The following is a 14,204-nucleotide window of genomic DNA, read 5'->3' as shown; positions in this document are numbered from 1 at the left end:
GTTCCTTATTTCACGGCGCCAAAGGTGAGGCCACGCACGAGTTGTTTCTGCGAGAACCAGCCGATGACGAGAATGGGGGCGATCGCCATCATCGAGGCGGCCGAGAGCTTGGCCCAGAACAGCCCCTGCGGTGAGGAGAAGGAGGCGATGAAGGCCGTCAGCGGTGCCGCATTGGTGGTCGTCAGCCGGATGGTCCAGAAGGATTCGTTCCAGGCAAGAATGACGTTCAGGAGCAGCGTCGAGGCAATGCCCGGAACCGCCATTGGGGTCAGTACATGCACGATCTCGTTCCAGAGCGAGGCACCATCCATGCGGGCTGCTTCCAGGATCTCGCCGGGGATTTCGCGGAAGTAGGTATAAAGCATCCACACCACGATCGGCAGGTTGATGAAGGTGAGCATGACGGTCAGCCCAATGCGGGTATCGAGCAGGCCGGCATTGCGGAAGATCAGGTAGATCGGCACCAGCACCGCCACCCCCGGCATCATCTTGGTGGAGAGCATCCACATCAAAATGTCCTTGGTGCGTTTGGTCGGCGAGAATGCCATGGCCCAGGCGGCGGGAATGGCGATCATGAGCGCGATGATCGTCGAGCCGAGCGACAGCACGACCGAGTTCATGAACGGCTTGAAGTAATCGCGCTGGGTCTGCACGGTGATGTAGTTTTCGAGCGTGCCCGAGGGAATGAGGCTGAAGCCTGCAATCGCCTCCGGCTCGGTCTTGATCGAGGTGAGGAAGGCGTAAAGGATCGGGAAGAACAGCAGCAACGCCACGGCCCATGCCGCGATGGTGAAGCCGATCTTTGCGCGTGTCGTTGTCTTGCGGGCCATGATCGCTTCTCCTTAACGGTCGAGGTTCTTGCCGACGGCGCGCATCAGGAAGATGGCGACGATATTGGCGAGCACGACGGCGATGATGCCACCGGCCGATGCGCCGCCGACGTCGTAGCCCAGAAGCGCCGTGCGATAGATGAGGAAGGCAAGGTTGGTCGAGGCATAGCCGGGGCCGCCATTGGTGGTGACGAGGATTTCCGCGTAAACGCCGAGCAGGAAGATCGTCTGGATGAGGATGACGACGGTGATGGCGCGGGCAAGATGCGGCAGCGTCAGGTAGATGAAGCGGTTGATGAAGTTGGCGCCATCCATCTCGGCCGCTTCCTTCTGCTCGCCATCGAGCGACTGGAGGGCGGTGAGCAGGATCAGCGTTGCAAAGGGCAGCCATTGCCAGGCGACGATGATGATGATGGAGAGCAGCGGAAACTGCGCGAACCAGTCGACCGGCTGCAGGCCGAAGAAGCGCGACAGATCGGCAAGCACGCCGTAACCGGGATGCATGATCATGTTCTTCCACACCAGCGCCGCAACAGGCGGCATGACGAAGAAGGGCGAGATGATCATGATGCGCACGATGCCCTGACCGAAGATGTCCTGGTCAAGCAGAAGCGCAATCGCAATACCGCCGATGACGGTGATCAAAAGCACGCCGCCGACGATGGCAAGCGTGTTGAAGATCGACTGGAAGAAGGCCGGATCGGTATAGAAATACTGGTAATTGAACAGGCCTGCGAAGCTGACATTGGCAGGGTTGAGGAGATTGTAGTTCTGGAACGAAAACCACAGCGTCATCGCCAGGGGCACGATCATCCACACCAGCAAAAGCAGCACCGAAGGCGCAAGCATAACCCGCGCCAGACCGCTCGTGTTTCGTGTTGCCATTGCACTAACCTCCCCATGGGCTCGGGCATCACGAAATGCCCCCGGCATATCCGGAAGAACCGGCTCATTCCAGTTTTGATTTGAAAGGCTTAAAGGCCGCCGCGCAGCTCGCGGCTTGCGCCCCCAAGGTTCGCTGCCCGGCATTGGCGCCGGACAGCGATCTTCAGGAGGATTACTTGATGTAACCGGCGCGGGTCATTTCACGCGTCGCTGTCGACTGGGCGCTGGCAAGCGCATCGTCGACACTGGACTGGCCGGCAACGACCGCCGAGAACAGCTGACCGACCGTGGTGCCGAGCGCCTGGAATTCAGGGATCGCCACGAACTGACCACCGGTGTAAGGCACGGGCTTTACGGTCGGTTTGGTGATGTCGGCGGCATCCATCGCAGCAAGCGTCGGCTTGGCGAAGGCGGCTGCTTTTTCATAGTCAGCATTCTTGTAAAGCGAGGTGCGGGTACCCGGAGGCACGTTTGCCCAGCCTTCCTTGGCAGCGACGAGTTGGGTATATTCCTTGCTGGTTGCCCAGGAGATGAACTTCTCGGCGGCATCCGCCTTCTGCGAGCTCTTCGGGATAGCAAGGTTCCATGACCACAACCAGTTGCCGTGGTTCTTCAGTTCGCCATGCGTCGGGAAGAGCGCATAACCGACCTTGTCGGCAACGGTCGAATCCTTCGGGTTTGAAACGAAGGAAGCAGCCACCGTGGCGTCGATCCACATGCCGCATTTGCCCTGCTGGAACAGCGTCAGGTTTTCGTTGAAGCCGTTGGAGGAAGCACCCGACGGACCGGCATCCTTCATCAGATCGACGTAGAACTGAAGAGCACTCTTCCATTCCGGCTGATCGAACTGCGGCTTCCAGTTCTCATCGAACCAGCGGCCGCCAAAGGAGTTGGTGAGCGCGCTGATGAAGGCCATGTTCTCGCCCCAGCCAGCCTTTCCGCGCAGGCACATGCCGTTGATATCCGTCTTGCGATCGGTAATCTTGCGGGCAGCGTCACCGATGAATTCCCAGGTCGGGTTTTCAGGCATCTTCAGGCCGGCTTTTTCAAACAGGTCCTTGCGATACATGATCATGGCGGATTCGCCGTAGAACGGCGCCGCATAAAGCTTGCCTTCGCTGGAAAGACCACCACGGATCGCCGGCAGAATATCATCCACGTCGTATTTGTCGCCAAGCTTTTCGAGCGGCAGCAGCCAGCCCTGCTTGGCCCAGATCGGCACTTCATAGTTGCCGATGGTCATGATGTCGTACTGACCGCCATTGGTGGCGATATCGGTCGTCACGCGCTCGCGCAGGACGTTTTCTTCAAGCGTGACCCATTCCACCTTGATGTCGGGGTTCTTGGTGGTGAAGTCGGAGGTCAGACCCTGCATGCGGATCATGTCGCCGTTGTTGACGGTGGCGATGGTCAGCGTTTCGGCGGAAGCAAGGGTCGAAAAGGCGAGTGCCGAGCATGCGCCCAGCAAAATGGTCTTCAATGTCATATCTTCCTCCCAGAAGAAATTTATGAGCATTCGCTTTGCTCTGGGGCATTTACTCACCCGCAGCCGAAAAAAGTCAAGCAACATCCTGTGCTGCGGCGCACATGGAAAAATCAAACCATTGATTTTAATGGATTAATTTTTGCTCAGCGTGTGAGCAAATATTCACTTGTCGCTTCGTCGGTGATGAGGCCGTTCAAAAGACCACCCCTCAGTGCCGCGAGAATCGAGGCATTCTTGCGCGCGCCCTGCGCCATGCCGATGACCGTGCAGGTCTCTCTGGACGGAATGGGAACGGAGGCGACGCGCTCGTTGACGGAATGGTCGAGAATGCGGCCGTTGGCATCATACATCCAGCCGCAGATTTCGCCGATCGCACCGCTTGCCATCAGGGCCTTCATCTCGTCGACACCGAGAAAACCATCAACGCAGAGCGGTGCATTTTCTCCCAGTTCGCCGACGCCGACGAAGGTGACATTGGCGGCTGCACCCAGCGCCAGCGTGGAGCGCACCATGGACTGGTCGTGCAGCAGTTCCCGCTCTTCCGCAGACGAGCAGAGAACCGGCAGCGGCATCGGGAAATGCCGCGCCTTGATGGCATCGGCCATACTGAAGATGACGTTGTAATAGGCGGCCGATCCATCCGGCCCGATATTGCCTGTCAGTGACACGATGCGGTGCTGCGGACATTCCATCGGCGGCAGTTGGTCCACAGCCGCCTTCAGCGTACGGCCGGTGCCGATGGCAAGCACGATGGGATCGGCATTTTTCAGCCAGCGCTCGATTTCCGCCGCGCCGGCCTCGGCAATGCCGACCGTGGAGGAAACGCCAGCGGGATCGCTCGGCACCACCTCGATATATCTAAGGTCGAATTTCTGCTTCAGCCGCTCCGCCTTTTCGAGACAGGCGGCGATGGGATGATCGAGCCGGACCTTGATCAACCGCTCGGCGACGGCCAGCGATACCAGCCGCTGCGCCGATTGCCGGGATATGCCCATGGCAGCGGCGATCTCGTCCTGCGTGCGGCCCGCGACATAATAAAGCCAGCCAGCACGCGCCGCATCATCAAGCCGTCCATGTGCGTCGTTCCGTCTGGCCATGCCGCCGCCCTCTAAGAATTATGCTCGAGCATTTGCTGGCATTTTTTCAGGCCGCCTGTCAAACGGCGCAGCGACTGAGCGAAGCGTTTGGCGGCACCGGGCACCTCTAAAGAAGATGCAAAACATTTCCTCCGTCATGCTCGGGCCTGTCCCGAGCATCTGCAATGCACCGATTTACGAGACATTGGCAGATCCTCGGCACAAGACCGAGGATGACGTCGTCAACACAGAGGCACCTATCCCTGCGCAGTTTCCTCTATATCAAGCCGCTTCCTGCACCAGATGCCCTGCCGAAACCTCGCGGTAATGGCGTTGCGGCGGAACATAGTTCACAGGACGGATCGGGCTTTTGATCTCGTCCGTTGCCATGTTGCGCCTGATCTGGCGCCGGGCCGGATCCGGCACCGGAACGGCGGACATCAGCTTTTTCGTATAGGGGTGCTGCGGATTATCGAAGACGGCGGCGCGTGGGCCGATTTCGACGATCTCGCCGAGATACATCACCGCGACACGATGGCTGACACGCTCCACCACAGCCATATCGTGGGAAATGAACAGGAAGGCGAGGTTGAGGCTCTGTTGCAGATCGAGCAGCAGGTTACAGACCTGCGCCTTGATGGAGACATCAAGCGCCGACACCGCTTCATCGGCAACGATGACCTTGGGGTCAAGCATCAGCGAACGGGCAATGGCGATGCGCTGGCGCTGGCCGCCGGAAAACTCATGTGGGAAGCGCCGCATCATATCCGGGCTGAGGCCAACCTTCTCCATCAGGTCCGCCGCCTTTTCACGCGCCTGCGCCTTCGGTCCAAGCCGGTGTTCGATGAAGGGCTCCATGATCGCCGTGCCGATGCTCATGCGCGGATCGAGACTGGCGAAGGGGTCCTGAAAGATCATCTGCACGCTGCGGCGCATGGTGCGCAACGTCGTCTTGTCGAGTTTCATCACCTCGTAACCGTCGAGCGTCACGTTACCGGAGGTCGGTTCGATCAGCCGGGTGATCGACCGCCCCGTGGTGGACTTGCCGCAGCCGGATTCACCGACCAGCGATAGTGTCTCGCCCTCAGCCAGATCGAAGGAGACCTTCTCCACCGCATGCACGGCACCGGACTTGCGGCCGAGAAGACCGGAGCGGATATCGAAGCGGGTCGTCAGGTCCCGGACCGAAAGAATGGGCGTGCGACCACCGGAAACCGTGTTCCTGACCTCTTCAACCGGTTGGCTTTCGCCGGTCTTGATATCGATGATCGGAAAACGGGCGGGCAGTACCCGCTCTTTCATCGAACCGAGCTTCGGCACCGCCGAAAGCAGGGCGCGCGTATAGGGATGGTTCCCGCGATGGAAGATATCGTCCGTCGTGCCGGTTTCCACCACGTCGCCGCGGAACATGACGATGGTGCGGTCCGCCACTTCCGCCACCACGCCCATATCATGGGTGATGAACAGGACCGACATGCCCTCCTCTTCCTGCAATTGCTTGATAAGGTCGAGAATCTGGCCCTGAATGGTCACGTCGAGCGCCGTCGTCGGCTCGTCTGCAATCAGGAGCTTCGGCTTGGAGGCAAGCGCCATGGCAATCATCACGCGCTGGCGCATGCCGCCGGAAAACTGGTGCGGATAGTCGTCGAAACGGTTCTTCGCATTGGGAATGCGGACTTTTTCCAGAAGCCTGACAACTTCGGCCTTGGCAGCAGATGAGGAAATATCCTGGTGCACGGTCAGCGCTTCGGCGATCTGCTTGCCGATCGGGAAGATCGGATTGAGGCTGGTCATCGGCTCCTGGAAGATCATCGAAATGTCCTTGCCACGAACCTTGCGCATCTCCTCTTCCGGAAGTGCCAGCAAATCGCGCCCGCCGAGCATGACCTTACCCTCGATGCGGCTCGTTTTCTTATCGAGAAGCCGCATGATCGACAGCGACGTCACGCTTTTGCCCGAGCCGCTTTCGCCAACGATCGCCACCGTCTCGCGGGGCGCAATGTCGAAACTCATATTGCGGACGACCGATTTCCAGCCGCCATCAACGCGGAAGGACGTGGTCAGATTTTGAACCGAAAGTACCGGGCTTACCGAACCGCCGGTCTGTTCCATGGATGTTGCCGCCAAAAGCATGCCGATCTCCTGAAAAGCGAAAGGCGGCCGTGAAGGCCGCCGGATGTCTTACGCAGCAAGCGCGGTTTCGGCCATCGAGACCCAGTAGCTGATGCCGTAAGGCAGGGCCTCGTCGTTGAAGTCATAGGCGGCATTGTGCAGCCCGGCCGTGTCGCCGTTACCGATGAAGATGAAGGCGCCGGGGCGTGCTTCCAGCATGTAGGAAAAATCTTCCGCGCCCATATGCGGGTTGGGATTGGTGTTGACGGCGTTTGCGCCTGCCACACCTGCCGCCACGCTGGTTGCGAATTCGGTTTCGTCATTGTGGTTGAAAGTAACGGGATAACCGCGATCGTATCTCACCTCCGCCGTCGCACCATGCGCCATGGCGGTGGCTGTCGCCACTTCCTTCAACCGTTTTTCGGCGAAATCGCGGGTTTCCGGCAGCAGGGTGCGCACCGTGCCGGTCAGCGTCACCGAACCGGGAATGACATTGCCCGCTGTGCCGCCGTGGGTAGTGGCGACGGTGACGACCAGCGATTTCAACGGGTCCGTTTCCCGCGAGACGATGGATTGCAGGGCGATGATGATATAGGCCGAGGTCAGCACCGGATCGACGGAAAGATGGGGGGCCGCCGCATGGCTGCCCTTACCGGTAATGACGATCTCGAAACTATCCGCCGCCGCCATCGTCGAACCCTTGCGGATGGCGAAATTGCCGACCGGAATGCCCGGCTCGTTATGCATGCCATAGACCTGAGAAATGCCGAATTTCTCCATCATGCCGTCGTTCAGCATGGCAAGTGCCCCTGCGCCACCCTCTTCAGCCGGCTGGAAGATGACGGCCACGGACCCTTTGAAATTACGGGTCTCGGCCAGATATTGCGCCGCACCCAAAAGCATGGCCGTGTGCCCGTCATGGCCGCAGGAATGGGCCTTGCCCGGAACCTTGGAAGCCCAGGGCTTGCCGCTGGTTTCGAGGATCGGCAGCGCATCCATGTCGGAGCGGAAACCGATGGTCGGGCCGTCTCCGTGCCGCCCCTTAATGATGCCCACCACGCCGGTCTTGCCAATGCCGGTTTCGACGATATCGCATCCGAAGGATTTGAGTTTCTCCGTCACGAATTTCGATGTTTCGAAGACGTCGTAGAGCAGCTCCGGCGTCTCGTGCAGGTGGCGCCTCCAACCGGCTACTTCTTCCTGCATCTCGGCCACACGGTTCAATATCGGCATTCCCATTTTTCCTTTTTTGTTCCCCGCCGGGTTGTCGGGAACCATATTGCGTTTGGAATTTCTGCTTTTGCAAGTATGAATTTCGCTAGATGAGTGAAAAATAGGCCCGAAGCCAATCGGCTCAAATTTTGTTCATCAATCAGAGTTTGGGGCTTGCATTTCAAAAAAACTGACAATAGCATCATTGGGAACGGAAGAATATTCGTTAGCAAAATCAAACACTTAAAACAAAAGACTTGCAAATGACGTTGAGGAAAAGCGTCAAACATTCAAACAGATAAAATCTTCAAAGGGGAAAATCACAATGAAGAAGCGCAGCGTTCTCTTTGCCAGCACGGTGGCGGCCTTGGCCATGGCAGGCTCTGCCGCCCATGCCGAGCGTGGCAGTGACGGCGAACTGAAAATCCTTTTCTGGCAGGCTGTATCGACACTCAACCCTTATCTTTCCGGCGGCACCAAAGAGATCTACAGCTCGTCCATGGTGATTGAGCCTCTGGCCCGCTACGACGAAAAGGGCGAGCTGGTGCCGATGCTGGTGAGCGAGATCCCGACGGTCGACAATGGCGGCGTCGCGAAGGATCTGCTCAGCATGACGTGGAAGCTGAAAAGCGACGTCAAATGGTCCGACGGCACGCCGCTTACCGCTGACGACGTCATCTTCACGTGGAAATATTGCACCGCACCCGACGGCGGCTGCGCGCAGGCGGCGCAATATGAAGGTGTGAAAAACGTTGAGGCTATCGATGCCCATACCGTCAAGATCAGCTTCACTGAACCCAAGCCCTACCCCTACTCGGCATTTGTCGGCGCGCAATCGCCCGTCATCCAGAAAAAGCAGTTCGAAAACTGTGTCGGCGCCGCGGCTCCCGGCTGCACATCCGCCAATTTCGGCCCCATCGGCACCGGCCCCTTTGTGGTCAAGGAGTTCAAGCCGAACGACGTCATCAGCTATGTCGCCAACCCCAATTATCGTGATCCGGCCAAGCCCGCCTTTGCAACGGCTACCCTGAAGGGCGGCGGTGACGCAGCTTCCGCTGCGCGTGCCGTGCTTGAAACGGGTGAATTCGACTACGCCTGGAACATGCAGGTGGAGCCGGAAATTCTGGCGACCATGGTGGCCGCCGGCAAGGGTAAGCTGGAAACCGCCTTCGGCACGCAGGTCGAGCGTATCAATCTCAACTGGTACAATGCCGATCCTGCGCTGGGTGACAAGCGCTCCACCAAGGAAGGCGGTCCGCATCCGGCCCTTTCCGACCCGGCCGTGCGCCGTGCACTCTCGCTCGCCATCGACCGCGACATTATCGATGAGACGGGTTATGGCGAGGCGGGCAAGCCGACCTGCAACATCGTGCCGGCCCCGGCGGCTGTTGCTTCGACGAAAAACGACAGCTGGTGCCTGAAGCAGGATCTGGAAGGTGCAAACAAGCTGCTCGACGATGCAGGCTGGGTGAAGGGGGCCGATGGCATCCGCGCCAAGAACGGTGTGAAACTGTCCTTCCTCTACCAGACCTCCACCAACTCCGTTCGCCAGGCAGCGCAGGAACTGGTGAAGGACATGTGGTCGCAGATTGGCGTTGCTGCCGAACTGCGCAATGTCAGTGCCTCCGTCTTCTTCGGCGGCGATCCGGCAAGCCCGGATACCTTCCAGAAATTTTATGCCGACGTTGAAATGTACACCAACAATTTCGACGGCACCGACCCGGAAAAATATCTGGCGGAATGGCTCTGCGACAAGATCCCCGCCCCCGCAAACGGCTGGCAGGGTCAGAATATTCCGCGTTATTGCAACCCGGAATTCGACAAGCTGGTGGGCGTACTTTCCAAGACGACGGACTTCGCCAAGCGTGGAGAAATCGCCAAGCAGCTGAACGACATGCTGACGGAAGAAGGCGCGCATATTCCGCTGATCCACCGTGGCAACGTCTCCTCGCATTCGCTGACACTCGAAGGCGTTCGCATGAACGCCTGGGATTCGGAACTCTGGAACGTCGCGGACTGGTCCCGCAAAAAGTAATCCGCAAATGCGCGGTCGCCCCTGACGGGGGGACCGCGCTCATTTTGCGAGACCCTGACGGTCTGGAGACTTTTCGATGTTTACCTTTACGCTCCGGCGGCTTGCCTTTGCCGTACCGACGCTGCTCGTCATCAGCTTCGTCATATTCGCCCTGCTCGATCTGGCGCCAAATGATCCGACCGGCGACCTGCCGCTGACCATTCCGCCCGAAGTGCGCGAGCAGATCCGCGCCTCCCTCGGCCTCGACCAGCCTTTCTTCATCCGTTACCTGATGTGGCTGCAGCAATTTTTCATCAATGAACCGCTGAACCTGTTCGAGAAGCTGACAGGCTGGCAGATCGGCGACGGTAGCCGCATGCGTGTGCTGTCCTGGGCAACGCGCAGCCCGGTGGTCGATCTCGTCATCCAGCGCATGCCGCAAACGCTTTGGGTCGTCGGCCTTGCCTATCTCTTCGGCGCGCTTCTGGCGATCCCGATCGGCGTCATTTCCGCCTACAAACAATATTCGATCTTCGATCAGATCGGCACCTTCGTCTCGATGGTGGGTTATTCGGTTCCCACCTTCTTCACCGGCGTGCTGCTGGTCGTCATCTTCAGCTCCTATCTGCAATGGTTCCCTTCCGTCTACGACACCAATCTGCAGGTGACTGACTGGGGAAGCCTCGTGGCACAGATCAAACAGATGTTCATGCCGGTTCTGGTGCTGACCCTTTACAACGTCTCGCAGATCAGCCGTTTCGTACGCGCCTCGATGCTGGACAATCTGCATCAGGACTATGTACGCACCGCGCGTGCCAAGGGCGTGAAGGAAAAATCCGTTCTGCTCGTTCACGTCCTGCGTAACAGCCTCATACCCGTCGTCACCGTCATCGCACTCGGCGTGCCGACGATCTTTTCCGGCGCCATCATTACCGAACAGATTTTCCGCGTGAACGGGCTTGGCCAATTGCTGATCACCGCCGTTCAAGGCGCGGATATTCCGCTGGTGCAGACGCTGACCTTCATTTTCGCGGTGCTTATCGTGCTCTTCAACCTGATTGCCGACGTGCTTTACGGCATTCTCGACCCGAGGATCCGCTATGACTGACGCCACCCTCGCAGCACCAGCCGTTGCCGCCACGCCTGTGCAATCGGCACTTGCCGATATCTGGAAACAGTTCCGGGTCCACAAGGGCGGCGTGGCAGGCCTGTTCGTTTTCATCTTTATTTTGCTTGCGGTCTATGTCGGGCCCTATATCCACACTGTCGCGCCCAATGCCATCAATGTGAAGGAACGCAACCAGTGGCCGTCGCTGGCGCATCCCTTCGGCACCGACAATCTGGGCAAGGACATGCTGGCGCAGGTGCTGGCGGGCGGGCGCATCTCGCTTGCCGTCGGCATCACCGCCATGCTGCTGGCGCTGTTTCTCGGCACGCTGGTGGGGGTGCTGTCAGGCTATTTCCGAAGGCTTGACGGGCCGCTGATGCGGCTGACGGACCTGTTCCTGGCCCTGCCGCTGCTGCCGCTGCTGCTCGTCATTCTCATGCTGTTCCGTGATACGCTGCGTGCCGCCTTCGGGCCGGAAACCGGTATCTTCATCCTCATCGTCTTCGTGATCGGGGTAACCAGCTGGATGCATACCGCACGCATCGTGCGCGGCGACGTGCTGACGATCAAAAGCCAGGAGTTTATCATGGCGGCGAAATCGAGCGGCATGCGCGAATACCGCATTATCCTGCGCCATATCCTGCCGAATGTGTTGAGTTCGATCATGGTCTCAGCCACGCTCGGCATAGCCTCGGCCATCATCACGGAATCGGCGCTGTCCTTCCTCGGCCTCGGTTTTCCGTCCGACTTTCCGACCTGGGGACGACTGTTGTTCGATGGCGCCAACTTCCTGCAGCTGACGCCCTCGCGCGTGCTGTGGCCTGGACTGGCAATCTCGCTGACGGTTCTGAGCGTCAACTACATCGGCGACGCCGTGCGTGATGCGCTTGATCCAAGGGCGCTTAAGAGCTGAGGCGAAGGGCGCGGTGGCTGCGCCCTTCCCTTTATCTCAGTGATAATTCATCTTTTCCGCGTCGAGAATGCTGTCTGCATCCAGCGCGGCAATCGGAATGTCGCCGCGCGCCGGAATATCGCCGGAAAGCTGCAAGGCCAGATAACGCCCGCAGCAGACTCGTAAAAACGAGGTGAAGTTGCCGAGATCATGCCCGGCATCGATCGATTCATTATAAAGCTTGGCAATGAGCTGCGCGCTGTTCATGCCATCGCGGCGTGAAATCTCGTCCAGAGTCGTCCAGAAGAAGTTTTCAAGTCTGACGCTGGTGACCATGCCATCGATCCGCAAAGACCGGGTATGGCTTTCCCAAAGCGTCGGGTCTGCCTTGATGAAAAGCTTGCACATTGTGTCCTCCCTCAGCAAGCTGCAGAAGATAGACGGGAAACGGGACCGGTAAAAGCCCCATTCCGCCGGCCTTATCTGCCGAGCACCGCCATGAATTGCGAAAGCCATGCCGGATGCGCCGGCCATGCGGGCGCCGTCACCAGCTTGCCGTCGGTAACAGCCGCATCAATGGCGATATCGGCATAGGTGCCGCCCGCCAGTTCCACCTCGGGGCGGCAGGCCGGATAGGCCGAGCAGGTGCGGCCCTTGAGGACACCCGCAGCCGCCAGCAATTGGGCACCGTGGCAGACGGCCGCGACCGGCTTGTCAGCCTCGAAGAAATGCTTCACGGCGGCAAGCACATCCGCATTCAGCCGCAGATATTCCGGCGCGCGACCACCCGGAATGACCAGCGCGTCGTAATCCGCGACCTTGATATCGGCAAAAGTTGCGTTGAGCGCGAAATTATGGCCGCGTTTTTCTGAATAGGTCTGGTCGCCCTCGAAATCATGGATCGCGGTCGCGATCGTCTGGCCAGCCTTCTTGCCGGGGCAGACGGCATGCACCGTGTGACCAACCGCAAGCAGCGTCTGGAACGGCACCATGGTCTCGTAGTCCTCGGCGAAATCGCCGGTGATCATCAAAATCTTCTTCGGCATGCTTGCTCCTCCCGTTTTGAATGCCCGGGGCACCGTAACAGGAGGGGTGGAGAAGCGGGTATTATGGCTATACTACAGGGCCGATAAAGACGCGATCAGCGCGCTTTGGGCGGCTCCGGCCAGCGCCGAACACCGCCGCCCCAATCCTCGAAGGCCTTGGAAAGCTTGAGCACGAGCAGATCCGCGTAACGCGGGCCGACGATCTGCAAGCCGATCGGCATCCCGGATTTCGAGAAACCGCAATTGATCGAGGATGCTGGCTGTTCCGACATATTCCAAGGGACGGTGAAGGCGATATGTTCGAAGGGTCGCTCGGGGTCGTTGGTGGGCGAGGCCCAGTCGGCCGGATAGGAGACGATGGGATTGACGGGTGAAATCACCACATCAACCGACTGCATCAACCGCCCGCAGGCTTTGCGCATTTCCATGGTCTGGTTGAAACCGAAAACGGCCCGCGCGCCGGAAACATCAGCGCCCTTCTGCGCCCATTCGTGAATATAGGGAAGGATCGCCGCGCGTCGTTCGTCACTCAGCGCCGCCATATCGCCCCAGAATTTCGCCCGCCAGAAATCATCCAGCCCATCAAGCATGTCCCGAGACAGCACCGGCTCGACCGGGACCACGATGGCACCTGCATCCTCGAACAGCTTTGCGGACGCCACAACAGCATCCCGCACCTCATCGTCCAGGGCCAAGCCGCAGCCGGCATCCAGCATCAGGCCGATCCTCAGGCCCTTTACGTCGATATCGAGGTCCATCCAGTTGATATTGTTGGGCGGCAGCGCGGTGCCGTCGCGCCAGTCCGGGCGGGAAAGCGTGGCCATGGCAAAGGCGGCGTCGACGACGGTGCGGGTCATCGGTCCGGCGCAGCGGCCGGTATAATAGGGATCGACGGGTATGCGGCCCTGGCTGGGCTTGAAGCCGAACAGCCCCGTCCACCCCGCCGGTAGCCGCACCGAGCCGCCAATATCCGTGCCGATATGCAGGGTGCCGTAACCCGCAGCACCGGCAGAAGCCGCGCCGGCACTGGAGCCGCCGGGGTTCTGTGTCGGGTCCCACGGGTTGCGGCTGAGCTTGTGAAAACTGGAAAGGCCCGATGACAACATGCCGTAATCCGGGCAGGTGGTTTTGGCGTAAATGATGGCGCCGTCCTCGCGGCAGCGGGCCGCAACCGGCGCGTCTTCCAGGGCCGGCACCAGTTCCACCGCTTTGGTGCCAAGCGGAACCGGCTGGCCTTTAGTGGCGATCAATTCCTTCAGCGACACCGGAATCCCATCGAGGGGCCCGAGCGTTTCACCTTTTTGCCAGCGCGTCGTTGAGGCCAGCGCCTGCTTGCGGGCATCCTCGGGATCATAGGCGTAAAGCGCGTTCACCGTGGGCTCGAATGCGTCGATACGGGCCTCTACCGCCTGCCAATATTCCGATGGCGACAGCTTCTTTTGCCCGTAAAGCGCCAGGATTTCGAGCGTGTTGAGGTGTATGAGATCGGTCATAAGCTTCGTCTCGTCAGAAAACAGATAATATGGGCGATATCGGCTTGAAG

12 protein-coding genes are annotated in these 14,204 nt (G+C 59.3%); 3 read left to right on the top strand and 9 right to left on the bottom strand.

Annotation, left to right across the window (positions count from 1 at the left end; genetic code table 11):
- Window positions 1-5: 5 nt before the first annotated feature.
- The 6 genes from AC5SEO_RS15990 to AC5SEO_RS15965 all read right to left on the bottom strand — a co-directional run bounded on the left by AC5SEO_RS15990 (window position 6) and on the right by AC5SEO_RS15965 (window position 7,622).
- On the bottom strand, window positions 6-830 hold the full coding sequence (locus tag AC5SEO_RS15990; protein ID WP_003510506.1) for a carbohydrate ABC transporter permease: 825 nt from the start codon (window positions 828-830) through the stop codon (window positions 6-8).
- Window positions 831-842: 12 nt separating this feature from the next.
- Entirely contained in the window at window positions 843-1,715 is an 873-nt protein-coding gene (locus tag AC5SEO_RS15985) for a carbohydrate ABC transporter permease (protein ID WP_013761441.1), read from the bottom strand.
- A gap of 172 nt (window positions 1,716-1,887) precedes the next feature.
- Window positions 1,888-3,201, bottom strand: a complete 1,314-nt coding sequence (locus tag AC5SEO_RS15980) for an ABC transporter substrate-binding protein (RefSeq protein WP_013762306.1) — start codon at window positions 3,199-3,201, stop codon at window positions 1,888-1,890.
- Window positions 3,202-3,344: 143 nt separating this feature from the next.
- Window positions 3,345-4,298: a sugar-binding transcriptional regulator gene (locus tag AC5SEO_RS15975; protein WP_013762305.1), complete on the bottom strand. Its 954-nt coding sequence runs from the start codon at window positions 4,296-4,298 to the stop codon at window positions 3,345-3,347.
- 261 nt (window positions 4,299-4,559) lie between these two features.
- Complete coding sequence (locus tag AC5SEO_RS15970) at window positions 4,560-6,410, bottom strand: ABC transporter ATP-binding protein (protein ID WP_013762304.1); 1,851 nt, start codon at window positions 6,408-6,410, stop codon at window positions 4,560-4,562.
- 48 nt (window positions 6,411-6,458) lie between these two features.
- The gene (locus AC5SEO_RS15965; RefSeq protein WP_025595062.1) at window positions 6,459-7,622 is read right to left on the bottom strand and encodes a M20 aminoacylase family protein; all 1,164 of its coding nucleotides are present in this window, start codon (window positions 7,620-7,622) and stop codon (window positions 6,459-6,461) included.
- Window positions 7,623-7,926: 304 nt separating this feature from the next.
- Here AC5SEO_RS15965 and AC5SEO_RS15960 point away from each other — a divergent pair, with 304 nt between their 5' ends.
- From AC5SEO_RS15960 to AC5SEO_RS15950, 3 genes are all read left to right on the top strand, one after another.
- The gene (locus tag AC5SEO_RS15960) at window positions 7,927-9,636 is read left to right on the top strand and encodes a peptide ABC transporter substrate-binding protein (protein ID WP_025595063.1); all 1,710 of its coding nucleotides are present in this window, start codon (window positions 7,927-7,929) and stop codon (window positions 9,634-9,636) included.
- A 76-nt stretch (window positions 9,637-9,712) separates the two neighbouring features.
- The gene (locus AC5SEO_RS15955) at window positions 9,713-10,723 is read left to right on the top strand and encodes an ABC transporter permease (RefSeq protein WP_025595064.1); all 1,011 of its coding nucleotides are present in this window, start codon (window positions 9,713-9,715) and stop codon (window positions 10,721-10,723) included.
- Window positions 10,716-11,636, top strand: a complete 921-nt coding sequence (locus AC5SEO_RS15950; protein WP_013762302.1) for an ABC transporter permease — start codon at window positions 10,716-10,718, stop codon at window positions 11,634-11,636. The genes AC5SEO_RS15955 and AC5SEO_RS15950 overlap by 8 nt, the downstream gene beginning before the upstream one ends.
- 36 nt (window positions 11,637-11,672) lie before the next feature.
- On the opposite strand, the gene AC5SEO_RS15945 is transcribed toward AC5SEO_RS15950, so the two are convergent.
- The 3 genes from AC5SEO_RS15945 to AC5SEO_RS15935 all read right to left on the bottom strand — a co-directional run bounded on the left by AC5SEO_RS15945 (window position 11,673) and on the right by AC5SEO_RS15935 (window position 14,154).
- Window positions 11,673-12,023, bottom strand: a complete 351-nt coding sequence (locus AC5SEO_RS15945; protein WP_112192428.1) for a ribbon-helix-helix domain-containing protein — start codon at window positions 12,021-12,023, stop codon at window positions 11,673-11,675.
- A 71-nt stretch (window positions 12,024-12,094) separates the two neighbouring features.
- Window positions 12,095-12,661 (bottom strand): DJ-1/PfpI family protein, encoded by a 567-nt coding sequence (locus AC5SEO_RS15940; protein WP_003518089.1) that lies wholly within the window; start codon window positions 12,659-12,661, stop codon window positions 12,095-12,097.
- Between the two features lie 95 nt (window positions 12,662-12,756).
- Window positions 12,757-14,154: an amidase gene (locus AC5SEO_RS15935; protein ID WP_174069088.1), complete on the bottom strand. Its 1,398-nt coding sequence runs from the start codon at window positions 14,152-14,154 to the stop codon at window positions 12,757-12,759.
- Window positions 14,155-14,204: the final 50 nt, after the last annotated feature.

It is taken from the genome of Agrobacterium sp. K11 (assembly GCF_059429395.1).
The sequence above is the reverse complement of the archived record's forward strand: the minus strand, read 5'-3'. Positions and strand labels throughout refer to the sequence as shown.